The sequence below is a fragment of the Blastococcus litoris genome (genome assembly GCF_003075095.1).
GTDB lineage: Bacteria > Actinomycetota > Actinomycetes > Mycobacteriales > Geodermatophilaceae > Blastococcus_B > Blastococcus_B litoris.
On record NZ_QCZF01000006.1, the window covers coordinates 309,410 to 332,515 of the forward strand.

Annotated in this window: 29 protein-coding genes; 14 read left to right on the forward strand and 15 right to left on the reverse strand. The window is 74.8% G+C overall.

What is annotated here, in order from left to right:
* The first annotated feature begins 32 nt into the window (after window positions 1-32).
* The 3 genes from DCS98_RS15060 to DCS98_RS15070 all read left to right on the forward strand — a co-directional run bounded on the left by DCS98_RS15060 (window position 33) and on the right by DCS98_RS15070 (window position 3,457).
* On the forward strand, window positions 33-1,106 hold the full coding sequence (locus DCS98_RS15060) for a class I SAM-dependent methyltransferase (protein WP_116452163.1): 1,074 nt from the start codon (window positions 33-35) through the stop codon (window positions 1,104-1,106).
* A gap of 131 nt (window positions 1,107-1,237) precedes the next feature.
* Window positions 1,238-2,824: a methyl-accepting chemotaxis protein gene (locus tag DCS98_RS15065; protein ID WP_116452282.1), complete on the forward strand. Its 1,587-nt coding sequence runs from the start codon at window positions 1,238-1,240 to the stop codon at window positions 2,822-2,824.
* Window positions 2,825-2,983: 159 nt separating this feature from the next.
* A complete protein-coding gene (locus tag DCS98_RS15070) occupies window positions 2,984-3,457 on the forward strand; it encodes a hypothetical protein (RefSeq protein ID WP_116452164.1) in 474 nt (157 codons plus the stop codon).
* Between the two features lie 123 nt (window positions 3,458-3,580).
* Here the strand turns inward: DCS98_RS15070 and pucL are convergent, their stop codons facing one another.
* From pucL to uraD, 3 genes are read right to left on the reverse strand one after another with little or no spacing between them, the layout of a single operon-like run.
* On the reverse strand, window positions 3,581-4,483 hold the full coding sequence (pucL, locus tag DCS98_RS15075) for a factor-independent urate hydroxylase (RefSeq protein WP_116452283.1): 903 nt from the start codon (window positions 4,481-4,483) through the stop codon (window positions 3,581-3,583).
* Window positions 4,484-4,517: 34 nt separating this feature from the next.
* A complete protein-coding gene (uraH, locus tag DCS98_RS15080; protein ID WP_116452165.1) occupies window positions 4,518-4,835 on the reverse strand; it encodes a hydroxyisourate hydrolase in 318 nt (105 codons plus the stop codon).
* Window positions 4,832-5,329, reverse strand: coding sequence for a 2-oxo-4-hydroxy-4-carboxy-5-ureidoimidazoline decarboxylase (gene uraD, locus DCS98_RS15085; RefSeq protein ID WP_116452166.1), 498 nt, complete (start codon window positions 5,327-5,329; stop codon window positions 4,832-4,834). Before uraD ends, uraH begins: the two co-directional genes overlap by 4 nt.
* Before the next feature lie 47 nt (window positions 5,330-5,376).
* Between uraD and aceB the strand changes: the two genes are divergently transcribed.
* From aceB to DCS98_RS15115, 6 genes are all read left to right on the forward strand, one after another.
* On the forward strand, window positions 5,377-6,945 hold the full coding sequence (aceB, locus tag DCS98_RS15090) for a malate synthase A (RefSeq protein ID WP_241038059.1): 1,569 nt from the start codon (window positions 5,377-5,379) through the stop codon (window positions 6,943-6,945).
* On the forward strand, window positions 6,942-8,201 hold the full coding sequence (locus tag DCS98_RS15095) for a DUF6986 family protein (RefSeq protein WP_241038061.1): 1,260 nt from the start codon (window positions 6,942-6,944) through the stop codon (window positions 8,199-8,201). Before aceB ends, DCS98_RS15095 begins: the two co-directional genes overlap by 4 nt.
* A gap of 35 nt (window positions 8,202-8,236) precedes the next feature.
* Complete coding sequence (locus tag DCS98_RS15100) at window positions 8,237-8,884, forward strand: DUF5701 family protein (RefSeq protein ID WP_116452168.1); 648 nt, start codon at window positions 8,237-8,239, stop codon at window positions 8,882-8,884.
* 151 nt (window positions 8,885-9,035) lie between these two features.
* A complete protein-coding gene (locus DCS98_RS15105) occupies window positions 9,036-9,968 on the forward strand; it encodes a sensor histidine kinase (protein WP_164704583.1) in 933 nt (310 codons plus the stop codon).
* A 51-nt stretch (window positions 9,969-10,019) separates the two neighbouring features.
* On the forward strand, window positions 10,020-10,877 hold the full coding sequence (locus DCS98_RS15110; RefSeq protein ID WP_116452170.1) for an SDR family oxidoreductase: 858 nt from the start codon (window positions 10,020-10,022) through the stop codon (window positions 10,875-10,877).
* Window positions 10,878-10,882: 5 nt separating this feature from the next.
* Complete coding sequence (locus tag DCS98_RS15115; protein WP_116452285.1) at window positions 10,883-11,386, forward strand: MarR family winged helix-turn-helix transcriptional regulator; 504 nt, start codon at window positions 10,883-10,885, stop codon at window positions 11,384-11,386.
* On the opposite strand, the gene DCS98_RS15120 is transcribed toward DCS98_RS15115, so the two are convergent.
* The 9 genes from DCS98_RS15120 to DCS98_RS15155 form a co-directional block, all read right to left on the reverse strand.
* Complete coding sequence (locus tag DCS98_RS15120; RefSeq protein ID WP_116452171.1) at window positions 11,383-13,215, reverse strand: sensor domain-containing diguanylate cyclase; 1,833 nt, start codon at window positions 13,213-13,215, stop codon at window positions 11,383-11,385. The two genes, DCS98_RS15115 and DCS98_RS15120, sit on opposite strands and share 4 nt — an antisense overlap.
* A gap of 62 nt (window positions 13,216-13,277) precedes the next feature.
* Complete coding sequence (locus DCS98_RS15125) at window positions 13,278-14,291, reverse strand: ATP-dependent DNA ligase (protein WP_116452172.1); 1,014 nt, start codon at window positions 14,289-14,291, stop codon at window positions 13,278-13,280.
* 73 nt (window positions 14,292-14,364) lie between these two features.
* Window positions 14,365-14,739, reverse strand: a complete 375-nt coding sequence (locus tag DCS98_RS15130; RefSeq protein ID WP_241038063.1) for a MerR family transcriptional regulator — start codon at window positions 14,737-14,739, stop codon at window positions 14,365-14,367.
* A 49-nt stretch (window positions 14,740-14,788) separates the two neighbouring features.
* The gene (locus DCS98_RS15135) at window positions 14,789-15,565 is read right to left on the reverse strand and encodes a sulfite exporter TauE/SafE family protein (protein ID WP_116452173.1); all 777 of its coding nucleotides are present in this window, start codon (window positions 15,563-15,565) and stop codon (window positions 14,789-14,791) included.
* Window positions 15,562-15,729, reverse strand: a complete 168-nt coding sequence (locus tag DCS98_RS23085) for a hypothetical protein (RefSeq protein WP_164704584.1) — start codon at window positions 15,727-15,729, stop codon at window positions 15,562-15,564. The genes DCS98_RS15135 and DCS98_RS23085 overlap by 4 nt, the downstream gene beginning before the upstream one ends.
* Window positions 15,730-15,759: 30 nt before the next feature.
* A complete protein-coding gene (locus tag DCS98_RS15140) occupies window positions 15,760-17,124 on the reverse strand; it encodes an MBL fold metallo-hydrolase (protein ID WP_116452174.1) in 1,365 nt (454 codons plus the stop codon).
* A 46-nt stretch (window positions 17,125-17,170) separates the two neighbouring features.
* Complete coding sequence (locus DCS98_RS15145; protein WP_116452175.1) at window positions 17,171-17,416, reverse strand: rhodanese-like domain-containing protein; 246 nt, start codon at window positions 17,414-17,416, stop codon at window positions 17,171-17,173.
* A 30-nt stretch (window positions 17,417-17,446) separates the two neighbouring features.
* Complete coding sequence (locus DCS98_RS15150) at window positions 17,447-17,713, reverse strand: metal-sensitive transcriptional regulator (protein ID WP_206340281.1); 267 nt, start codon at window positions 17,711-17,713, stop codon at window positions 17,447-17,449.
* A 45-nt stretch (window positions 17,714-17,758) separates the two neighbouring features.
* Window positions 17,759-18,286, reverse strand: a complete 528-nt coding sequence (locus DCS98_RS15155; RefSeq protein WP_116452287.1) for an NUDIX domain-containing protein — start codon at window positions 18,284-18,286, stop codon at window positions 17,759-17,761.
* A 38-nt stretch (window positions 18,287-18,324) separates the two neighbouring features.
* Between DCS98_RS15155 and DCS98_RS15160 the strand changes: the two genes are divergently transcribed.
* From DCS98_RS15160 to DCS98_RS15170, 3 genes are all read left to right on the forward strand, one after another.
* The gene (locus DCS98_RS15160) at window positions 18,325-18,816 is read left to right on the forward strand and encodes a DnaJ family domain-containing protein (protein ID WP_116452177.1); all 492 of its coding nucleotides are present in this window, start codon (window positions 18,325-18,327) and stop codon (window positions 18,814-18,816) included.
* A 103-nt stretch (window positions 18,817-18,919) separates the two neighbouring features.
* Window positions 18,920-19,600, forward strand: coding sequence for a hypothetical protein (locus DCS98_RS15165; protein WP_116452178.1), 681 nt, complete (start codon window positions 18,920-18,922; stop codon window positions 19,598-19,600).
* A complete protein-coding gene (locus DCS98_RS15170) occupies window positions 19,597-20,589 on the forward strand; it encodes an immunoglobulin domain-containing protein (protein ID WP_116452179.1) in 993 nt (330 codons plus the stop codon). The genes DCS98_RS15165 and DCS98_RS15170 overlap by 4 nt, the downstream gene beginning before the upstream one ends.
* Window positions 20,590-20,596: 7 nt before the next feature.
* Here the strand turns inward: DCS98_RS15170 and DCS98_RS15175 are convergent, their stop codons facing one another.
* Both DCS98_RS15175 and DCS98_RS15180 read right to left on the reverse strand, forming a co-directional pair.
* Window positions 20,597-20,965 (reverse strand): nuclear transport factor 2 family protein, encoded by a 369-nt coding sequence (locus DCS98_RS15175; RefSeq protein WP_116452180.1) that lies wholly within the window; start codon window positions 20,963-20,965, stop codon window positions 20,597-20,599.
* A gap of 12 nt (window positions 20,966-20,977) precedes the next feature.
* Window positions 20,978-21,397, reverse strand: coding sequence for a hypothetical protein (locus tag DCS98_RS15180; protein WP_116452181.1), 420 nt, complete (start codon window positions 21,395-21,397; stop codon window positions 20,978-20,980).
* Window positions 21,398-21,483: 86 nt separating this feature from the next.
* Here DCS98_RS15180 and DCS98_RS15185 point away from each other — a divergent pair, with 86 nt between their 5' ends.
* Window positions 21,484-22,266 carry a helix-turn-helix transcriptional regulator gene (locus tag DCS98_RS15185; RefSeq protein ID WP_116452182.1) on the forward strand — a complete coding sequence of 261 codons (783 nt, stop codon included), beginning with the start codon at window positions 21,484-21,486 and terminating at the stop codon, window positions 22,264-22,266.
* A 3-nt stretch (window positions 22,267-22,269) separates the two neighbouring features.
* Here DCS98_RS15185 and DCS98_RS23935 read toward each other — a convergent pair whose 3' ends face one another.
* Window positions 22,270-22,404, reverse strand: coding sequence for a hypothetical protein (locus tag DCS98_RS23935; protein ID WP_277394619.1), 135 nt, complete (start codon window positions 22,402-22,404; stop codon window positions 22,270-22,272).
* Window positions 22,405-22,514: 110 nt separating this feature from the next.
* Between DCS98_RS23935 and DCS98_RS15190 the strand changes: the two genes are divergently transcribed.
* Window positions 22,515-23,087, forward strand: a complete 573-nt coding sequence (locus DCS98_RS15190; RefSeq protein ID WP_116452183.1) for an NADPH-dependent FMN reductase — start codon at window positions 22,515-22,517, stop codon at window positions 23,085-23,087.
* Window positions 23,088-23,106: the final 19 nt, after the last annotated feature.

A 23,106-nucleotide genomic window follows, 5' to 3' on the forward strand; every position in this document is an offset into this window, starting at 1 on the left:
CCCGCGGCCGGACCAGGCCACGGTGACCGCCCATGACAGCCACGCCGCCCGTCCCGCTCGCCGACCGCCTCGTCGCCGCCGTCACGGGAGCCTTCGAGGCGGCGGCGGTCGACCTCGGTGACCGGCTGGGCTGGTACCGCGCCCTGGCCGGCACCCCGTGCACGGCGCCGCAGCTCGCGGCGCGGACCGGCACGCACCCGCGCTACGCCCGCGAGTGGCTCGAGCAGCAGGCCGTCGCCGGGTACCTCACCGTCGACGACGTCGGGGCCGCACCCGACGAGCGCTGCTACACGCTCCCCGACGAGCACCGCGCCGTCCTCGTCGACGAGGTCGACCCCTCCTACGCGACGCCCCTGGCCCGGGTGGCCATGACCTTCACGCGCAACGTCCCGCGCCTGGCGGAGGTGTACCGGAGCGGCGGCGGGGTGAGCTGGGCCGAGATGGGCCCGGAGGCGCGGGAGGGTCAGGCGGCCGCGAACCGGCCCTTCTTCACGGGCGCGCTGGTCACCGAGGTGCTGCCCGGGATCGCCGACGTGGACGCGGTCCTCCGGGACGGCGGCCGGGTCGCGGACGTCGGCTGCGGCATGGGGTGGTCGTCGATCGGGATCGCCCTCGGCTACCCGGCCGCCCGGGTCGACGGGTTCGACGTGGACGAGCCGTCGGTCGAGCAGGCGCGGCGCAACGCCGACGAGACCGGCGTCGCCGACCGCGTGCGGTTCGCCGTCGCCGACGTCGGGAGCCTGGCGGACGCGCAGCAGTACGACCTGGTGACGGCATTCGAGTGCGTGCACGACATGCCCGACCCGGTCGGCGTCCTGTCGGCCGTGCGGGCCATGGTGCGGCCCGGCGGCACCGTCCTCGTCGTGGACGAGCGGGTGGCCGAGACGTTCACCGCGCCGGGGAACGACGTCGAGCGGCTGATGTACGGCTACAGCCTGACCTGCTGCCTGCCCGACTCGATGTCCACCACCCCGTCGGCGGCGACCGGCACCGTGATGCGGCCGGCCGTGCTCGAGGGCTATGCCCGGGAGGCCGGCTTCGCCGGCGTGGAGGTGCTGCCGGTCGAGCACGACTTCTTCCGCTTCTACCGCCTGACGAGCGGCTGAACCGGTCCCACCGCTCCGGAACCAGAAATGCCGGAAGTTTCATGTTCTTCGGCTGTAGTCGCTCCACCGACCGGCCGAAGAACGCGGCAACGGTGGACGACCACCGGCCGGCCCTGGCTCTGGAGACCCCGATGGCGCGTTCGCTCTGGTCCGACCGCCCGCTCGGCGTGAAGCTGGCTGCCCTGGTCGCGGCGGGCGCCGCGGCGCTCGGCGTCTTCGCGGTCGTGACCGTCGGCGCTCTCCAGGACACCGGGGAGACGGCCGGGGAGCTGCTGGCCAGCGCCGAGGCCACCGAGGACGCCCTGCTCGCCGACATGATGCACGACGCCGTCCGGGCCGACGTCCTCCAGGCGCTGCTCAGCCGCGGGACCGGCGAGCTGTACGAGACCGCGACCGCCGACCTGGCCGACCACACCAGGACCTTCCGCGCGATCCTCGACGAGGCCCGGGCCGACGCGCTCAGCCCCGAGGTCGTGGACGCCGTGGAGGCCGTCACCCCCGAGGTGGAGGACTACCTGACCTCGGCGGACGCCATCGTGACCACCGCCGGAGCAGACCCGGCGGCCGCCGGCGCGGCCTACCCGCAGTTCGCCGAGGCGTTCTCCGCCCTCGAGGAGCAGCTGCCGACGATGGGGGACGCGGTCGCCGCCTTCGCCGACGCGGCGGCCGTCCACTCGGACGACGAGCGCGGCACCGCCATCACCTCGGCGATCGTCGTCGCCGTCGCCGGCGTCCTCGTGCTCGCCCTGCTGGGCTGGGTCGTGACCCGCTCGGTGGTCCGGCCGCTGAACCAGGTCCGCGCCGTCCTCGCCGGTCTCGCCGACGGCGACCTGCGCGGCTCCACCCACGTGACGAGCAACGACGAGGTCGGGCAGATGGCCGCCTCGCTCGAGGCCTCGATGGCCAACGTGCGCGCCGTCATGACCGCGATCGGTGACAGCTCCACCACGCTGGCCTCGGCGACCGAGCAGCTCTCGGCCAGCGCCCAGGACATGGCCCGCCTGGCCGACGAGTCTTCGCAGCAGAGCGGCATCGTGGCGTCGGCGGCCGGGCAGGTCTCCACCAACGTGCAGACCGTGGCCGCCGGCTCCGAGCAGATGGGTGCCTCCATCCGCGAGATCGCGCAGAACGCCAGCGAGGTGTCGCGAGTGGCCGGTCAGGCGGTGGCCGCCGCCGACGACACCACCGCGACGGTGGCCAAGCTGGGCGAGTCGTCCCTGGAGATCGCCGGCGTGGTCAAGGTGATCACCTCGATCGCGGAGCAGACGAACCTCCTGGCCCTCAACGCCACGATCGAGGCGGCGCGGGCAGGAGAGGCGGGGAAGGGCTTCGCCGTCGTCGCGAACGAGGTCAAGGAGCTGGCGCAGGAGACGGCGAAGGCGACCGAGGACATCTCGAAGCGGGTCGAGGCGATCCAGACCGACACCGAGGGCGCCGTCCGGGCGATCGGCGAGATCTCGTCGATCATCGCCCGGATCAACGACTCGCAGAGCACCATCGCCGCCGCCGTCGAGGAGCAGACCGCCACGACGACGGAGATGAACCGCAACGTCGCGGAGGCGGCGCTCTCGGCCAGCCAGATCGCGGAGAACATCGACGCGGTCGCCACGGCCACCGGATCCACGACCCGCGCGATGACCGACGCGCAGGCCGCCATCGACGAGGTCGCCCGCATGGCGACCTCGCTCCACAGCTCGGTCGCGAGGTTCCGGTACTGACGCGCTACCGGAGCGGCCTGAGACGCGGCGGCGGTGGGGGGCTTCCCACCGCCGCCGCCGTCAATTCCGGGCCATGACCGCCCTGTCGCCTCGAGGCGCCCACCGACCGGGGCCGTCGCGCTCGTCGGTGACGGTCGCCGATGGTGGCAGGCTCTCCCCATGAGGCGTCCGCCCGCTCCTGTCCTCCGGAAGCTCCGGCCGTGGATCATCGGCTGGATCGCCGTCCAGGCATCGGTGGCCGCGCTCGGCCGGTTGGCCGCCTGGCGGAAGGACGAGGGCGACGAGTCCTCGACGTCGATCCGGCGGGTGCTCACGCACGGCGGCCTGGAGCTGCACCCGCGCAACCCCGGCCTGTCGCGGCTGCGCGTGGACATGGCCATGGCCGGCGCAGAGATCGACCTGACGGGCATCCCGCAGCCCGACCAGGGCATCGACCTCACGCTGCGGGTCCTCATGGGTGGTGCGGCGGTGCAGGTACCGGCCGACTGGCGGGTGTGGTGGCGGTTCCGCGGAGTCGGCGGCATGGGCGGGGACGGCGTCGTGCAGCGCACCCACGACGAGCACGCGGCCGACGTGCGGATCCACGCGATCGCCGTCTTCGGCGGCATCGGCATCGAGGCGGGAGGCCGGTGAGGTGGAGACCGTCGTCGTCGTGGTCGTCGGCATCGGCGTGATCGCCCTGATCGTCGCCCGGTACTGGTTCTTCGACTCGCGACCGTAGGGCGCTCGCGGGCACCGACCATCCGCCCCGGTGGCTCAGCAGAAGCCGGGCGTGCCCTGCCAGGCGAGGTCGGCGGGCGGGACGTCGTCACGCAGGACCGTGCCCTCGATCAGCCCGTAGGGGCGGTCGTCGGCGTGGTAGACCACCGCGCCGCCCTCGGGGGTGTTCTGCAGGCCGTAGGCGGAGAGGTCCTGCAGGAAGTGGTGCTTGTTCGGCATCGACATCCGGATCTCCGCGACGTCCGCGAACTGCTCCAGCACGGCCTCGCCCATGGCGTACAGCGACTGCTGCAGCGCCAGCGAGTGCGTCGAGGCGAACGTCTCGAGCAGGGTGGTCCGCACGCCGGCGAAGCAGGCGTCGAAGTCGAGGTCCGTGCCCGCGTACCGCCAGCGGGCGGTCACCGCGGTCGCGAGGATCCGGTCCCTCGTCTCGGCCAGGGTCGTGTACCGGTCGCGCGGGAAGCCCCGGAACTCCGACCCCGTCGTCTTGAGGACGACGAGATCGCCCAGCCCGGCCAGCACGTGCGCGTCGTCCCCGTCCACGGTGACGACGGCGGTGCGCACCTCGCTGCCGTTGCGCGAGAACGCGTGGTCGTGCGGCTGCCCGCCCACCGCGATCCGGTCCCAGCCGTAGGACTCCACGGCCACCCGGGCGCCGGTGATCCAGTCATAGGAGCCGGCGAAGTGCCGGGCCAGCCGCAGCCCGAACTCCTCCGGGGTGCCCACGCCGTCGCGGGCGAACGCGAACACCGTGTTCTTCTGCGCGTCGGTCGTCAGCACGTGGGCGTTGTCACCGGCGGTGTGCGCGGCGGTGAAGTCGCCGCGCAGGCTCGAGCTGACGTCCAGGTCCCAGAACGTGTGCCGAGGCGAGCTGCGGTCCACCGCGACCACGCGGACCTCCGCCTTCCCGTACTGGTTCGGTCCGAGCACGATCGCCATGCGGCGCATGGTGCACGTGGAACCGACGACGGCGCTAGCTCCCGCGGTAGGTCGAGTACGCGAAGGGGGAGAGCAGCAACGGCACGTGGTGGTGCTCGGCCGGCTCGGCGATGGAGAAGGTCAGCACCACCTCCGGCCAGAACGCCTCGCGGTCCTGCTCGGCGAACCACCGGCCGGTGGCGAAGACCAGGCGGTGCGTGCCGAGCGCCGTGGCGTCCTCGGTGAGCCGGCAGCGCCCGTCGTGGTCGGTGACGCCCTCGGCGATCAGCTCCTGGTCGGCGTACAGCCGGACGAAGATCCCCGCCGCCGGCCGGCCGAGCACCGCGTCGAGCACGTGCGTCGACACGCTCACGAGACGAGAGCCTTCACGCGGAGCGCGGTGATCTGCGCCAGCTGCTCGGTGACCTCGGCGCGCTCGGCCTCCTCGTCGTTGCCCAGCCGCCGCTCCAGCTCGGCCAGCATCTCCTCGGGCGACCGCCCCGAGGCACGGATCAGGAAGACGTGGTCGAAGCGCTCCTCGTAGCGGCGGTTGCCGTCCAGCAGCGCCTCCCGGGTCGCGTCGTCGGCGCCGGACACCGAGCTCTGCTCCCGCCGGGACGACTCCGCCTCGGCGGTCGACCCCTCGACCCGGTCGCCGATCCGCGGGTGCGCGGCGAGGGCGATCGCGACGTCCTCCCACGGCAGCGCGCGGGCGACCTCCTCGGCCCGGGCCACCAGCGTCTCGGCGTCCCGGTACGGCCGTCCGGCCGCCACCTCCGCCGCGAACCGCGGCGCGGCGTTGCAGGCCCGCAGGTCCTGGACGGCCCGGTCGGCCGGCTCGTCGTTGAACTCGTCGAGGCTCGCCACGGTGAGAGGATGCCAGCTCGGCCGGTCGGAGGAAGGTGCGGCGAGTGGTGGACGTGCGCGTGGAGGGCCCTCCGGTCGAGCGGGGCGAGGAGATCCTGACCCCCGAGGCGCTGGACTTCGTCGCGGGCCTGCAGACCCGGTTCGGCACCCAGCGCGACGCGCTGCTCGCCGCCCGCGCGACCCGCCGGGCCGAGATCGCCGCCGCGCGGCGGATCGACTTCCGGTCCGAGACCGCGGCGATCCGTGACGGCGACTGGCGGGTGCCGCCACCCCCGCCCGGGCTGGTCGACCGCCGGGTCGAGATCACCGGCCCGACCGAGCCGAAGATGGCGATCAACGCCCTGAACTGCGGCGCGAACGTCTGGCTGGCCGACCTGGAGGACGCCAACACCCCGCACTGGCGCAACGTCGTGGGCGGGCAGGTGGTGCTGAAGGACGCCGTCCGCCGCACGCTGGCGTTCAGCAGCCCCGACGGCCGGGAGTACCGGCTGCGCGAGGACGGCGAGCTGCCGACGATCGTCCCGCGCCCGCGGGGCTGGCACCTGCCCGAGCGGCACCTGCTGGTGGACGGCGAGCCGGCGGTCGGCGCGCTGGTCGACGCCGGGCTCTACCTGTTCCACAACGCGCAGGAGCAGCTCGACCGCGGCAGCGGGCCCTACTTCTACCTGCCCAAGATGGAGGGCCACCTCGAGGCGGCGCTCTGGAAGCTCGTCTTCGACCACGCCGAGCAGGTGCTCGACCTCCCGGCCGGCTCGATCCGCGCCACGATGCTCATCGAGACCATCCCGGCCGCGTTCGAGATGGAGGAGATGCTGCACGAGCTCGGCCCGCACGCCGCCGCGCTCAACGCCGGCCGCTGGGACTACCTGTTCAGCGTCATCAAGGTCTTCCGCGACGCCGGCCCCGAGTTCGTCCTGCCCGACCGCGCGGCGGTCACGATGACCGCGCCGATGATGCGCGCCTACACCGAGCAGCTGGTCGCCGTCTGCCACCGGCGCGGGGCCCTGGCGATCGGCGGCATGGCCGCGGCCATCCCCAGCCGGCGCGACGCCGAGGCGAACGAGCGCGCGCTGGCGAAGGTCCGCGAGGACAAGACCCGCGAGGCCGGCGACGGCTTCGACGGTTCGTGGGTGGCCCACCCCGACCTGGTCGGCGTCTGCCGGGAGGTCTTCGACGGCGTCCTCGGCGACCGGCCCCACCAGCTCGACCGGCTGCGGGACGACGTGCACGTCACCCCGGAGCAGCTGCTCGACGTGGCCGGCGTCCCGGGGGAACGCACGCTGGCGGGCCTTCGGGCCAACATCGAGGTGGCCATCCGCTACCTGGCGGCGTGGCTGGCCGGCAACGGCGCGGTGGGCATCCACGGGCTGATGGAGGACGCCGCGACCGCGGAGATCAGCCGCTCCCAGGTGTGGCAGTGGGTCCACGCCGGCGTCGAGCTGGACACCGGGGAGACGGTCACCGAGGAGCTGGTCCGCCGGGTCATCGACGAGGAGGTGGCCGGCATCGGCGAGCTCGACCGGCTGGACGACGCCCGGCGACTGTTCGAGCAGGTCGCGCTGGCCGACGAGTTCCCCGACTTCCTGACCCTGCCTGCCTACGGGCTCGTGGAGTGAACGGCGCCCTGCCGGAGGACCTGTACGCGGAGCTCGACCGGCTGCTGACGCCGGGCGATGCGCTGCGGCTGGCCCGGTACCCGGGTGAGTGGCCGCAGCGGCAACCGGTGCACACCTGCTACGTCCCTGCCGACGCCGTCGTCCCGGGGCTGGCGGCGTCCTGGGGGAGCGCGGCCCTCGAGGCCCTCGACGAGCACGGACTGCCCGACCTGGGGCTCGACCCCGCCCTGGTGGAGGAGGTGCTGCCCCGCGTGCGGCACAAGCTCGCCACCGAGGCGGTCGAGGACCTCCGGGTCGACGCCGAGGACGGCTACCGGGGCGGCCCCGACCACGAGGACGACGACGTGCTGCGGGCCGGCGCGGTCCTCGCGGCGGACGTGCAGGGGGGCACGGCGCCGCCGTCGGTCGGCATCCGGGCCAAGTCGCTGGAGGCGCCGACCCGCCGCCGCGGCGTCCGCTCGCTGGACCTCTTCCTCGGGACCCTGGCCGGGCAGGGTCCCGGCCGGGCGGTGGTCACGCTCCCGAAGGTCACCGACGTCGACCAGGTGAGGGCGTTCCTCACCGTCCTGGAGGCGCTGGAGGGGGCGCACGACGTCGCCCTCGACCTGGAGCTGCAGATCGAGACCCCCCAGGCGGTCCTCGGCCCCGACGGCACCGCCCCGCTCGCGCGCATGGTGCACGTCGCCGGCCCGCGGCTGGTCGGGCTGCACTACGGCACCTACGACTACAGCGCCTCGCTCGGGATCTCCGCGGCGTACCAGGCGGCCAACCACCCGGCGGCCGACTTCGCCAAACACCTCATGCAGGTCGCCGTCGCCGGCACCGGCGCCCACGCCGTCGACGGCTCGACCAACGTCCTACCGGTCGGCCCCCGCGAGCACGTGCACGAGGCGTGGCGCATCCATGCGCACCTCGTCCGCCGCGCCCTGGTGCGCGGCTTCTACCAGGGCTGGGACCTGCACCCGGCGCAGCTGGTGACCCGCTACCTCGCGACGTACGCCTTCTTCCGCGCCGCGCTCCCGGCGGCGGCCGAGCGGTTGGCCGGCTACCTGGACCGCAGCGACGGCGGGGTGCTCGACGAGCCCGCGACGGCGCGGGCGCTCGCGACCGTCGTGCTGCGCGGGCTGGACTGCGGCGCGGTCGACGACGAGGACGTCCGTGCCGCCGGTGGTCCGGATCGGCAGGTCCTGGATAGTGTTGCTGGCCGGCGGCCCGGGGGAGCCGAGGTGGTCGCCGATCGTCGTCCGGCCCGCTGACCGATGTGCGGCGGGCCGCCCCGAGAGGTCCTGCGATGAGCGCTCTTCCCGTCGCCGCCTGCCCCACCGAGGCGGAGCTCGAGTTCGACCGCCAGGTCGACGCGCTGGTGATGACCGGCCTGCCCGAGGCCATGGAGCTGGCCGAGGCGTGCTTCCGCGCGTGCGCCGAGCCGCTGCGCGACCTGCTGCCACCGGTGACCGGCGAGGTCGGGCGCATGCCGTTCGTCGTCGTCTTCCCCCGCATGCCGGTCGTGCCGGTGCTGGAGACCGTGCACACCCTCGGGGGCACCGGCTTCACGACGCTCTCGGAGGAGGAGCTCGCCGCCTTCCGGCCGCTGCCGGAGCTCGACGTCCCGGGGAGCCCCTACCTGCTGCTGGACGTCGACCTCGGAGCCGACACCGTCGGCCAGCCACCCGGCGACGTCCTCCCGCGGATCACCGCCGCGGGGCGGTCGCCGCTGACCGTGGCCGAGGGGCTGGCCCTCCTGGTGTCCGACCCGGGCGCCCTGCACAGCCGCGGCTGCTTCTCGGTCGCCGGATCGCGGGCGGGCGACATGCGGGTGCCCGCCTTCTGGACGAGCGCCCGCCGGCCGCGGCTGGGATGGTGCTACCAGGGGGCGCCGCACTCCTGGCTGGGCACCGCGTCCTGCTCCGGGCGGCTCGGTGAGCAGCACGCCGTCTGACGCGTCGCCCCGGATGCGGACCGCGTGACGCCATGCCACAGAATGAACGCTCATCGACCGGCGCCGGCCGGTCACGTCTTCCCACGGGGGGCTGGTGGACCGCTCTGCGACGGAGTGCTCGTCGCCCCTCGTGCCCAACCAGCGTGGGCACGTGACGCACACCGGGGCCGTCGTCGCCGGCGAGCAGGAGCTGCTCGCGGTGGCGCTGCCCTTCCTCGACGCGGGCCTGCGGGCCGGTGACCTCGTCGCCCTCGCCTGCCCGGCGGACACCGTGGCGCTGCTCTCCCGCGAGCTGGGTGCCCGGGCGGCCGCGGTCGAGTCCGAGCCCCGGCTGAACCTCCTGGGCTCCCGCGCTCCGGACGCCCTCACCGCCTGCGCCCGCTACCTCGAGCGCGCGAAGGACTCGGCGTCCGGCCGGCTGCGCGTCTTCTCGGAGGTCGACTTCGGGCCGGACCCGGCTGACTGGCGGGAGGGCCAGCGGTTCGACGCGGTGACCAACCGCCTGCTCGGCGACGAGCCCATGGACATCGTGTGCGTCTACGACAGCCGGCGGCTGGACCCCTCCGTGGTGGACAGCGTCCGCGCCACCCACCCGACCCTGGTCGACGAGCGGGGCCGGTTCGTGCCGAACCCGGCCTTCCAGGACCCGGGCACCTACGTGCCGTCCCTGCCGCTTCCCCGGGAGCCGGTCGAGGACGGCGACCCCGTGTTCGCCGTCGACGACGCGCGCACGCTGGCGGGCCTGCGGCACCAGCTCGGCGCGGCGATCGCTGGCATCGTGCCCGACCGGGAGCAGCAGGAGGACCTGCACCTGGCGGTCAGCGAGATCGCCGCGAACGCCTTCCGGCACGGCACCCGGCCGGTGTCCGCCCGGGTGTGGGCCGGCAGCGACCGCATCGTCTGCGTGATCTCCGACCGCGGCACGTCCTACGGGGACCCGCTGAGCGGTTTCGTGCCGGCGCACGGCCTCGACCTCTCCCGCGGCGGCATGGGCCTGTGGCTGGCCCGCAAGCTCTGGGACCACGTCGACGTGCTCCCGAGCCCGGCCGGCTTGAGCGTCCGGCTGAGCACCCGCCTCCGGTGACCGAACGCGTCGCTGCTTGACGCACAGTTGCCTCACTGCTGAGGTACCCGGGTGATCGTGGTGACCGCGGCAGGCGGTGCGACCGGCTCCGCCGTCGTCCGGGCGCTGTGGTCCCGGGGACGCCGGGTGCGCGCCCTCGTCGGTGGGAGCCAGGAGTACCCGGAGCTCACCGCCCTGAGCGCCGACGTCGTCGCCACCGACCTCACCGACCCGACCGCGGTCGAGCCGCTGCTGGCCGGGGCGGAGGCGCTCTACCTGATCTGGCCGAACTTCGACCCGGGCGAGACCGGCGGCGCGACCGCGCTGCTCGCGGCGGCCCGCCGGGCCGGCGTCGGCCGCGTCGTCTACCACTCGGTCCTGCGCCCGCAGGCGCGCGCCATGCCGCACCACGCGGCGAAGGACCGGGTGGAGGAGGCGCTGGACGCTGCCGGGCTGCGCTGGCGCGTGCTGCAGCCGTGCGCCTACGCCACCAACCTCGACGGGCAGCTGGCCGGCGTCGCCGCCACGGGGACCTTCCGCAGCACGTGGGGGCTGGAGCAGGCGCAGTCGCTGGTCGACCTGCGCGACGTCGCCGACGCCGCGGCCGTGCTGCTCACCGAGGACGGCCTGGACGGCGGCACGTTCGAGGCGGTCGGGCCCGAGCCGCTGACCGCCGCCCGCATCGCCGAGCTGCTCGGCACCTGGCTCGGCCGGGAGGTCCGCGCGGTCGACGCCGTCCCCGAGGGGCCCGTGCCACCGGCCGACGACTACGCCGCCCACTGCGCGCGGCTCATGTTCGACCACTACCGGGCGCACGGCTTCACCGGCAGCCCGCGCGTGCTGGAGGCCCTGCTCGGGCGTCCAGCGCGGACGTTCAGCGACCACCTCGCCGCGGTGGAGCTGCCGAGCGCAGCCGGAGAACTACGGTGAGCGACATGCGAGACGCCGTCGACCTGATCCTCGCGCAGTGGGAACGGGAGCGGCCGGACCTCGACTGCTCGCCGATGGGGATCATCGGGCGGATCACCCAGCTGCAGCGCGAGGTGTTCCTCGCCCAGCGGACGACCTTCGCTCGCTACGGCCTCGATGCGCCCGCCTTCGACGTCCTGGCCGCGCTCCGGCGGGCCGGGGAGCCCTACCAGCTCACGCCGACGGCCCTGATGCGGACGGCGCTGGTCACCTCCGGCGCCATCACCCAGCGGCTGGACCGGCTGGAGGAGAAGGGCCTCATCACCCGCGAGCGCAGCGAGGCCGACGGCCGGGCGGTGGTGGTCACCCTGACCGCGGCCGGCCGGGCCGCGCTGGACGCCGCGCTGCCCGACCACCTGGAGACCGAGCGGGAGCTGCTGGACGGGCTCTCGGAGCGCGACCGGGAGCAGCTCGCCGACCTCCTGCGCCGGCTCCTGGTCGCGCGTGGGCGGGTGCCGCAGGAGCCCTAGCGGGTCAGGGCGTCCAGCAGGCTGCGCGAGTCCTTGCCCGAGCGCTTGGCGCGGTACATGGCGGTGTCGGCGGCGTGCAGCAGCCGCTCGGCCGTGTCGCCGCGAGCACCCAGCGCGCCACCGATGCTGGCGGTGACCGACACCGTGGTGCCGGCGATGGCCATGGGCGCGCGCAGCGAGGCCAGCAGGCGGTCGGCGACGTCGCGCAGGCGCTCGCCGTCGGCGTCGCTCAGCAGCACCGCGAACTCGTCGCCACCGAGCCGGGCGACGACGTCGTCGGCGCGGACGTCGGCGGTCAGCCGCGCGGCGACGGCGAGCAGCAGCTCGTCACCGGCCGCGTGGCCGAGGCTGTCGTTGACGGCCTTGAAGTCGTCGACGTCGACGAAGAGCACCGCCGGCGGTGCCGCGGCGTCGATCGCCGCGGTGGCCGTGGCCAGCCGGTCGGAGAACGCGGCGCGGTTGAGCAGGCCGGTGAGCGGGTCGGTCTGGGCCTGGCGGCGCAGCTCGTCCTCGAACAGCTTGCGGTCGGTCACCTCGCGGAAGTTGACCACCCACCCCTCGATGCCGACGGCGTCCACCCGGCCGCTGATCCGCATCTCCACCCAGCGGGTGCCGCCGGAGGCGTGCTGGACGCGGATGTCGGTGTCCACCACGCCGGACTCGATGTCGCTGGCGCTGCCGGCCTCGGCGACCGCGGCGCGCAGGCGCGGCTGGTCGCGGGGGTCGGCCAGGTCGATGGCGTTGCGGCCGAGGTAGTAGGCCGGCGGCCGGCCGAGCAGCGACTGCACGGCCGGGCTGATGTAGGCGATGGAGCCCGACGCGTCGACGATCGTGATGACGTCCGCGGCGTTCTCCAGCAGCAGCTGCAGACGGGCCTCGCTGGACACCAGGGCCGCGCGGGTGCGCTCGCGGTCGCGGTTGAGGGCGGTCAGCCGCCACAGCGCCATGCCGGTGAGCAGGGCGCTGCCGGCCCCGAGCAGGTAGCCGGTGCCGCCCTGCCCGATGGTCCACAGGATCAGCAGCGCCGGGCTGATCAGCAGGGCCGCGCCCAGGCCGAGCACCCGGGACGATGCGGCGTCCTGGTCGGACTCGGGACGGCGGCCCATGGCCGCGACCGAGGGGTGCCGGGCGGCGAGCACGAGGGCGGCGACCGCCAGCAGCGGCAGCGGGTCGAGGAAGGCCGACTCCCGCAGGGTGCCCACGAACAGGCGGCCGCCGTAGCCGACGACCGTCAGGACCGCGGCGGCGAACAGGGCCATCGTGGTGACCGAGCGGCCGCCGCGGGACATGGCGAGCGGGACGCAGACGATGAGCATGACGGCGGTCAGCAGGGGCGTGCCGACGCCCAGCTCGACGACGTCGGCGGTCATCGAGCCCCGGTCGCCGGTCATCGCCAGCAGCGCGAGGCCGGCGGCGAGCAGCAGGGTCGCGGTGTCGATCCAGGCGGCCCGGTCGCGGCGGCGCCGTCCACGGCGGACCACCCCGAGGGCGCCCACCACCATGGCCGCGTACGCCGCGATGTCGAATCCGGACTCGACGGCCCCGGCGGCTCCCTCGGCGACCCCGGCGAGCTGGACGACCTCGGCGACGCAGCTCAGGGCGAAGAACGCCAGGCCCAGGCCGAGCCCGCGCCAGGCGACGACGAGCGGCGTCCGGTGCCGGCGCAGGGCCACCCGGACCCCGGCCAGACCGAGCCCGAACAGGACGATCTCGGCCGCCGGGCGCCCTGGGCCCAGCGGGACGAACGCGACGATCAGCGCGACGAGCAGCACCGCCAGCGCCGCGTGCAGCCAGGCGGCACGGGCGGTCGGACCGGCGGGAGCGCTCACCCCGTCCCATCGACATGACCAGCGGAAAGCTTGATCAACTCACCCCGGAGGGGGATGCGCCCTCAGGAGATCGGCGGCAGGTCCTCGGGGCGCAGGTCGGCCCGCACGCGGACGAAGCGCAGCGGGTGGCGGAAGACGCCGGCCTGCAGGGCGGCGTCCGCGCTGACCTCGACGACGACCGTCGGGTCGACCCGCGTGAGCGCCACGGAGAGGCGACCGCCCCCGAAGCGGCCGGTGCCGATGCGGTCGGGCCACGGGTGCTCGCCGGCCGGTGGGGCGAGGACGGCGGCCAGCTCGGCCGACTGCCGCGGGTCGAGCGGGCTCGTGCGCCCGACCACGACCAGCTCGCCGTCCCGGTAGCGGCCGGCGACCAGCTGGCTCGGGGCGCCGATCGGGCCGATGACCCCGCCGGCCAGCACCTCCGTGGTCTCCCACGACTTGACCTTGAGCCACTCCCGCCGGCCGGGGGCGTAGCGGGTGCCCGCGCCCTTGGCGACCAGGCCCTCCACGCCGGCCGGGCGGTAGTCGGTGAACCAGGCGCGCGCCTCGTCGCGGTCGGCGGTCGAGGGGGAGATCTGCATGGGGGGCGCCCAGCGGGCCGCGAGGTCCTCGAGCACGGCGCGCCGGCCGGCCAGCTTCGTCGTCCGCAGGTCGGTGCCGCCGGAGGCGAGCACGTCGAAGGCGACGTAGGAGGCCGGGTGCGCGGCGGCCAGGGCGGCGATGCGCCCGGGGGAGGCCACGATGCGCTGCTGCAGGAGCCCGAAGTCCAGCCGTGAGCCGTTCCAGACGACGACCTCGCCGTCGAGCACGGTTCCCGCCGGTACCTGCGCCCGGGCGGCGGCGACGACGTCGGGGAAGCGGTCGGTCAGGTCCCTGCCCTGCTTCGACCACACCCGGGTCGAGGCGGCGCTCCGGACGACGACCAGCCGGTAGCCGTCCCACTTGGGCTCGTACCGGCATCCGCCGGGCAGCGCGTGCACCGGCGGGATCTCGCGCACCGGCTTGGCCAGCTCCACCGCCACCGGACCGGACAGCTCGGGCGGGAGGCCCGGGAGGCCGGGGGCGGACAGGGGCACCCGGACAGCCTGCCGTTCCTCCGGTACCGGTGCAGGTCAGCGGCCGGTCGGCATCACCCGATCGGGAGCGGGCTCAGCGTGCCGATGACTCCAGGTGACCGGCCAGCGTGCCGGCGAAGCCCTCGGCGACGGCCAGCTGCTCGCGGAGGGCGGTGACCCGGGCGATCGCGGCCTCGTGGAACATCCGCAGCCGGTCGGCCAGCGCGGCGTCGGCCGGGCGCTCCGCCAGGTCGTCGAGCAGGGTGAGCAGCTCCCGCATCTCCTCGAGGGTGAAGCCCAGCGGCTTCATGCGCTTGATCACCTCGAGCCGGCCGATGGCGTCCTCGCCGTACAGCCGGAAGCCGCCGGCGGTGCGGCCGGTCGGTGGGACCAGCCCGTTCTCCTCGTAGAAGCGGATCGTGCGCAGGCTGAGGCCCATGCGGTCGGCGACCTGGCCGATCTGCAGCACACTCGACCCTCACGTGAGGGAAGAGTCGTGCGTCCTGCATCACGTCGGCTCACGCGGTGAGCAGCCCGTGCCCCACCTCGGCCAGGACGGCGGCCGCGACGACCAGCACGAGGACGCCGAACCAGCGACGGAGCCGGTCGGTGGGCAGGCGGGTGGACAGCCGGGCGGCCAGGACCGCTGCCGTGGCCGCCGCGAGGGTGACGGCGACGAGGAGGTCCGCGTCGAGGTCGGCCCGCCCGGCGTAGGCGGCGAAGCCCGCGGCCGAGTTGACCGCCACGATCACCAGCGATGTCCCGATCGCCACGCCCATCTCCACGCCGAGACCGATCACCAGCGCGGGGACGACGAGGAAGCCGCCGCCGACGCCGAGCAGGCCGGTGAGGAAGCCGACGCCCAGCCCGCCGCCGATCGCGCGGGGGAGGCAGTGCCGCCAGTCGATCCGGCCGCCGGCGGTCGAGCAGGCGGTGCCGGTCACCGGGCTGCGCTGGAGCATCCGCAGTCCCGCCGCCACCATCAGCGCGGCGAACAGGGCGAGGACCAGGTCCTCGGGCAGCAGCCGGTTGACCGCGGCCCCGGCGACGGCGGTGAGCGCTCCGGCGCCGCCGAAGACGATGGCGATCCGCCACTGCACCTGGCGGGCGGGCAGCCGGGGCAGCACCCCCACCACCGCAGTGACGCCGACGACCAGGAGGGACGCCGGGACGGCCTCGGCCAGCGGCAGACCGGCCAGGTAGACCAGCGCCGGGACGGCGAGGATCGAGCCGCCACCGCCGAGCAGGCCGACGAGGACGCCGATGACCAGGCCGATGGCGGCGCCGGCGATCACCGCCGGGAGAACAGCCGCGTCAGCAGGCCCGGGGCGGTGGGGACGTCGTCATGGCCGGGGCACCGCTGGGCGCTGGGCACGCCCCGCATCACCTGGTCCACGTGCTGACCGCAACCGGCCCACGTCGTCTTGCCGCAGGTGCGGCAGGTCACTGCTCGGCACATCGGGGGGATCCTCTCGTCGGACGGGCGGGTTCAGGGGGCGTCGTGCAGGCCGACGGCGGCGGCCCCGTGCTCGGGATCGCCGTAGCCGCCGTCGACGAGGACGGGCGTACGGCCGGCGCGGGCGAGCACCGAGGCGGCGATGGAGGCGCGGTAGCCCGAGCCGCAGTAGACCCAGACCTCGCCCGCGGGGACCTCGTCGAGCCGGCCGGCCAGCTCGTGGATCGGGATGTGCCGGGAGCCCCGGACCCCGCCGGTCGCGCGCTCGTCGTGCCGCCGGGTGTCGAGCACCTGCACCGGCCGCTCGGCCATCGCGGCGGCCAGGCCGGCGAAGTCGGTGACCGCGTACGAGCCCAGCGGCGTGCCGCCGGAGAGCTCCTCCGGCGTGCCGACCGCCGCTCCGGCCAGGCGGTCGATGCCGATGCGCACCAGCTCGCGCCGGGCCTCGGCGACGTCGGACTCGCTGCCGCCGATGAGGGTGAGCGGCGCCCCCCAGTCGTAGAGCCAGCCGAGGTAGGTGAGGAAGTTCGTGGAGAGCTCGAAGTTGAGCGTCCCGGGGAGGTGGCCGTGCGCGAACGCGGTGCGGGTCCTCAGGTCGACCACCCACTCGCCCTCGGCGATCCGTCGTGCGAGCTCCCCGGCCTCGACGCGGCGCGGTGGCGACAGGTCCACCGGTGCGGGACCGGCGGCGTTGGTCGGGCCCATGTGCGCGTAGTACGCGGGGTACGCGCCGAGCCCGGCGAGGAGTTGGTCGACGAAGGACTGCTCGTCCTGCGTCAGGGCGGGGTTGACGGCAGCCTGCTCGCCGACGGTGGACGACGTGCCGCTGGTCGGGGTCGCCGAGCAGAAGCTGCCGAACCCGTGGGTCGGGAAGACGGGGGTGCCGGCGGGCAGTTCGGCGGCCAGCCGGCGCACGGAGTGGAACTGGGCGTGGGTCAGCGTGGTCGTGTGCTCGGGGCCGAGCAGGTCGGTGCGGCCCGTCGCGCCGTAGAGCATGGAGCCACCGGTGAAGACCGCCTGCACCGCGCCGGCGCCGTCGGTGAGCACGTAGCTGACGTGGTGGTGCGTGTGGCCGGGGGTGTGCACCACGCGCAGCCGCATCGGGCCGGCGGCCAGGACGTCGCCGTCGCTCGCGGGGATCCGTTCGTACTGCACCTGGTCGCCGGCCGGGACCACGTAGTCGGCTCCGGCGGTGCGGGCGAGCTCGAGCCCGCCGGTGACGTAGTCGTTGTGCAGGTGGGTCTCCACCACGGTGGTCACCCGCGCTCCGCGGTCGGCCGCCAGCTTCAGCACCCGGTCGATGTCGCGCTGGGGATCGACGACGATGGCGGCTCCGTCGCTGGACACCAGGTAGCTGCGGTCCCCGAGGCTCGTGGTCTCGATGACGTCGATCTGCATCGTTCTCTCCTGCCCTACCCGGTAGGGGTATCAGATGATGAAATGGTCAGCCCACGCGGTCCGCGAGGAACCGGGCGGCGCGGGCGCTGCGCCGGCCGCTGCGGCACACGGCGATGACCGGCCGCGTGCGGTCGAGCTCGGCCATGCGGGCCGGCAGCTCTGCGAGAGGGATGTGCGTGCTGCCGGCGATCCGGCCGTCCCCGAGCTCCTCGGCCTCGCGGACGTCCAGGACGACGGCATCCGTGCGCCGGGCTGCCTCCGCCGGGCTCAGCAGGGGGATCGGGGTGCCCATCGGTGGCCTCCTATCCTTCCGGCGGCGGTGTCAGGCGAGGGTGAGGAACAGGCGCTCGAGCTCGCGGAGGTCGACCTCGCGCGTCTCCCCGTCGGCTGCGGTGCTGCAGTGCCGCATGCCGGTGGAGATGACGGCGAACCCGGCCTTGCTGAGGGCCCTCGAGGCCGCCGCCAGCTGGGTGACCACGGCCGAGCAGTCGCGACCGTCCTCGATCATGCGGACGATGCCGCCGACCTGACCTTCGATCCGCTTCAGCCGCTTGACGACGTCGGCGAGCTCCGACGCGGGGATGTCCATGGGCAGACGGTATACCCCCCGGGGTATGCGGCGCCACCGCGTGTGTCACACCCCACGGAGCAGCAGGAGGCTGTAGGCGGCCAGGGAGGGGCTGTCGGTGAACCGGCCGGCCGCGACCATCGCCCGCAGCTCCGCCTCGGGCACGAACGCCGACCGCATGTCCGCCTCGGACGCCTCGCGAGCGGTGGGCCCGGGCGTGAGGTCGGAGGCCCGCCAGACGTCGAACAGCTGCGTCGAGAGCCCGGGCGCCAGGTCGAGCCGGCCCAGGTGGTCCATGCGGCCGGCCCGGAAGCCGGTCTCCTCGGCGAGCTCGGTCCGCGCGAGCTCCTCCGGGCTCCCGTCCTGGCCCGGGGTCCAGGTGCCCTGCGGGAACTCCCAGCTGCGCCGGCCGATGGGGTGGCGGTACTGCTCCACCAGCCAGAAGCCGTCCCGGTCGGCGGGGAGGACCAGCGCGAAGTGCGGCCGCTCGACGACCCCGTAGACACCGGTCGAGCCGTCGGCCAGCTCGACCACGTCCTCGCGCACCCGCGTCCAGGGGTTCCGGTAGACCTCTCGGCTGCTCGTCGTCCGCATGCCGGGAGCCTCGCAGACCGCTGGGACCATGGGAGGCGATGACCGAGCGCAAGCCACCCGGGATGTCCTTCGAGACGTGGGTGGGCCAGCAGATCGCCCAGGCGATGGCGCGCGGCGACTTCGAGCACCTGCCGGGGGCGAGGAAGCCGCTCACGGGGCTCGACCGCGAGGAGACCGCCTACGACTGGGCGGTGGCCAAGGCGCGACGGGAGGGCATCGACACCGCCGCCATGCTGCCGCCCGGGCTGGCGCTCCGGCGAGAGCGTGACGAGCTGCCCGCCCGGGTGGCCGGGCTGGCCACCGAGGCGGAGGTGCGGGCGCTCGCGGAGGACTACAACGCCCGGGTCGAGGCCTTCTGGCGCCTGCCGCAGGAGAGCCGGTGGTCTCCGGTGCCGGGTCTCGCCGACGTCGAGGTGCTGGTGGGGGCGTGGCTCGCGCACCGCCCGCCCGAGCCCCCGCCGGCGCCCCGGGTCGAGGCCGTGCCCCCGCGACGGCGGTTCCGCGTCCGGTGGCGCCGCCGGTCGCACTGACCGCCGCCGTCGACGTATCCGGCGGCCGCTCACGGCTCTCTTGACCACGCCACCGGTCACGAGAACCGTGAGGGCTCTCGGCCATCGGCCGCAGGAGGTCGCCATGACCCGCCGTCCCCTCTTCCGATACGCACTCGGCCTCGCGATGGCGGTGTCCCTCGCCGCCTGCGCGGGCAGCGGTCCCGGGCTCGAGGAGAGCGCCGCGGAGGCCGGGGCCGCCTCCTCGGGCACCGAGCCGCAGGACGACGACCCCGGGACCGACCAGGACGCCGGCTCCGGCGGCGGTACCGACGAGGGCGCCGGGGGCGGGAACGCCGGCGGGCCCGACCCCGGGGGCGGCGGCGACGGCGGGCCCCGGCCGGGCGGGCCGTTCGACGTCGAGGCGTTCGAGCAGATCGGCCAGCCGGCGGAGGAATTCCTCCCGTTCGGCTACGACCAGTGCAGTGGCGGCAGGTGCACCCTCGTCGAGAACCGGTACGAGTCGGAGGACGAGGACTTCTGCCGGGTGACCGGCTTCGACTACGACCCGGCGGCCCGGCCCGAGGGTGCCGATCCGGCCGACCAGTTCATCCAGCGGGGCACGACGGTCACCGTCTCCATCGCCTGCCCGCCGGAAGGATCGGGCTCCGAGGGGACCGAGCAGTCCACCGAGACCGAGGAGTCCACCGGGACCGAGGAGTCCACCGGGACCGAGGAGTCGACGGAGACCGGCGGGTCGACCGGGGACGGGGCCACGGACGACGGGTCCACCGACGGCACGACCGAGGACGACTCGGGCGGATGACCGCCACCGCCGACCGTGCGGCGCCCGCGTCCGACGGGCCACCGCCACCGGCTGCGCCCGAGCCGGAGCAGCCCCGTGCCACCGCCGGCGCACCGGACGACGACGGGCTCGGCGCAGGCGAGGCGCTGCCGCGCCTGGTGCGCATCGCGGGCGAGGTCGTCGCCCCGGCGACGTTGCTCACCGCGCTGCTCTTCCAGTTCGGCCGGCTGCACTCGGCCGGGTACTTCCGGCACTTCGGCGTCAACTTCACCGTGCTGGACCTGAGCACCACCGACTTCCTGATCGTCGGCGCCGACGGGCTCTTCGTCCCGCTGGCCGGGGCCTGCGTGCTCGCGCTGGTGCTCCTCTGGCTGCACCGGCTGGTGCTCGGCAGGGTCCGCGCGGGCACCTACCAGCGGCTCTTCCGGGCGCTGGTGCCGGCCGCCGTCGTCACCGGCGCCGTCCTGCTGGGACTGGCCCTGCTCGACCTGCTCACCTCGGTGCGCCTGTTCTGGGGCGAGTCCGAGGCCGCCGGGCTCAGCCTGGCCGCCGGGGTGCTCCTCCTGGTGTACGCGCTCCGGCTGATCAGGCTCTCGTCGGACCACCCGCGCCCGCGGTCGGAGCAGGCCGAGCTGGCCGAGTGGGGAGCGGCGTTCCTGCTGGTCAGCATCGGCCTCTACTGGGCGGTCGGCGCGTACGCCCTGGGCGTCGGCACCGGCCGGGCGCTCCAGCTGCAGCGCGCCCTGCCGTTCCAGCCGGCGGCGGTCCTCTACAGCGAGCAGAGCCTGAGCCTGACCGCCGAGGGCGTCACCGAGGTGCGCTGCGCGGATCCCGACGCGGCCTACCGGTTCCGCTACGACGGGCTGCGCCTCGTGCGCCAGGCCGGCAACCAGTACCTGCTGGTGGCCGCGAACTGGAGACGCGACACCGGGACCGCGGTGCTGATCCCCCGCGGTCCCGGTGTGCGGCTGGAGTTCCGGACGGCCCCGGAGGGCCCGCCCAGCTGCTGATCGCCCCTCAGGCGGCGGCAGGGACGCGGTCGAGGAAGCCCAGCACGGTCCGGATCCGTCCGCTGCCGTCGACCACCGCGACGTCGGAGCCGGCGACGGGCGCCTCCTGACCCTCGGGGCCCAGCTCCCAGCTGAAGCGGAGCTGGTCGTGGTGGGCGTCGACGGGGCCGGCGAGGCGGAAGACGAAGCCCGGGAACTGCTGGTGCACCGCGCCGATGGTGGCGTGGAGGGCGTCGCGGCCCTCGGCCTCCACCAGCGGGTCGGTGTACCGGACGTCGTCGGCGAACAGGCCGGCCATCGCCGCCGCGCGGGCGGGGGGGTCGGTCTCGTTCCAGGCGGCGAGGTAGCGGTCGGCGAGATCAGGGGTGGCGGTCATGTCGGTTCCTCTCTAGCGGTGGCGCAGGGCGGTGATCTGGAGGGCGGCGAACCCGGCGACGACGGCTGCCTGCAGCACGAGCCAGACGGCGCCGACGGTGGTGGGGGAGCCGGCGCCGGTGACGACGGCGACGACGCTGCCGATCGCCCACAGCCCGTTGGCGGCGACGACGGCCTCGACGGCGGCCCGGCTGATGCGGGGCCCCGCGCCGACGAGCCAGACGGCGACGGCGTAGGCGAGCAGGAAGGCGCCGGCACCGCGCAGGAGGGCACCGGGCAGACCCAGCAGGTCGTCGAGGAGCGGGGCGGCGGCCAGGTAGGCGAGCCCGTTGGCGCCGGTGACGACCGCGTCGAGACGCAGCGCCGTCCGGAGCAGGGAGTCGGATCGGGTGGACGGAGGAGCCGCCTTCCGGGCGGCGGTGGAGGTGGTCATGGCGCAACCGTGGCGCCGCCGCGGACGCCGGTCGATTACCTCGCGGGTAAGCGACAGCCGGACCACGTGTGGCTAGCGTCCACGGCATGACCTCGGTCGCCACCCGTCCCGCCGTCGGCGAGCTGCTGCGCGACTGGCGGCTGCGACGCCGGCTCAGCCAGCTCGACCTGGCCGGCGACGCGGGCGTCTCCGCGCGCCACCTCAGCTTCGTCGAGACGGGCCGGGCCAGTCCCAGTCGCGACATGGTGCTGCACCTGGCCGAGCAGCTGGAGGTGCCGCTGCGCGAGCGCAACGAGCTGCTGCTGGCCGCCGGGTTCGCCCCGGTCTACGGGCGCCGGGCGCTCGACGACCCGGACATGTCCGCCGTCCGGCGTGCCGTCGACCTGGTGCTGGCGGCCTACGAGCCGTACCCGGCGGTCGTCGTCGACCGGTCCTGGCAGCTGGTGGCGGGCAATCGCAGCGTCGCGTTGCTCACCGAGGGCGTGGCCGAGGAGCTGCTGGCCCCGCCGGCCAACGTCCTCCGGTTGAGCCTGCACCCCGACGGGCTCGCTCCCCGGATCCTCAACCTGCCGCAGTGGCGACGGCACGTGCTGCACCGGCTGGACCGGGAGGCGCAGCTCACCGGCGACCCGCAGCTGCGCGCGCTGCACCGCGAGCTCGCCGCGCTGCCCGGGGGCACCGACCGCACGCCGCCGGACGGGATCGCCGTCCCGCTGCGCGTGCGGGCCGGCGACGACGTCCTCAGCTTCCTGAGCACGGTGACCACGTTCGGCACCGCGGTCGACCTCACGGCGGCGGAGCTCAGCATCGAGGCGTTCCTGCCCGCCGATCCGCGCACCGCCGAGGTGCTGCGGGGCCTGGCTCCGTAGGGGTCAGCCGGGCTGCTGCTCGCCGTCCTCCTCGCGCGCCTCCTGCTCGCGGGTGGCCATGCCGCCGTGGCCCCCGTGGTCGTGCTGGCCGGGGTGCAGGTTGTTCTCGTGCTCGTCGTCCTCGCGCGGCTCGCTCATCGGACCAGTCTCGCGCTCCGCACGTGAGCACGCTCACGCGGCCGCCGGGACGAACGCGGGCCGCCCCGGCGCTGGCTCCTGGTCGTACCGAGCAACCGGAGGAGCCCGTCATGTCCCGCCCTGTCCTGCAGGTGATCGCCGCCAGCACCCGCCCCGGCCGCAAGGGCCTCGCCGTCGCGCGGTGGATCCAGCGCCAGGCCGAGTCGCACGGCGGCTTCGACGTCGAGCTGGTGGACCTGGCCGAGGTCGGCCTGCCGGTGTTCGACGAGCCGAACCACCCGCGGCTGCAGCAGTACACGCAGCAGCACACCCGCGACTGGAGCGCGACGGTCGCCCGGGCAGACGCGTTCGTCTTCGTCACGCCGGAGTACAACCACTCGCTGCCCGGCTCGCTGAAGAACGCCCTGGACTTCCTCTCCGTGGAGTGGGCCGACAAGGCGGCCGGCATCGTCTCCTACGGCGGCGTCTCGGCCGGCCTGCGCGCCGCCACGGCGCTCAAGCCGGTGCTCGCCGCGCTGCGCACCGTCCCCGTGGTGGAGGCGGTGTCGATCCCGTTCTTCGCCCAGTTCCTCGACGAGGACGACGAGTTCGTACCCAACGCCGAGCTCGAGGTGGGCGCCAAGGCGATGCTGGGCGAGATCGAGCGCCTCACCGGCGCCCTGCGCACGCTCCGCGCCGCCTGACGACCCCTTCCGAGCACGA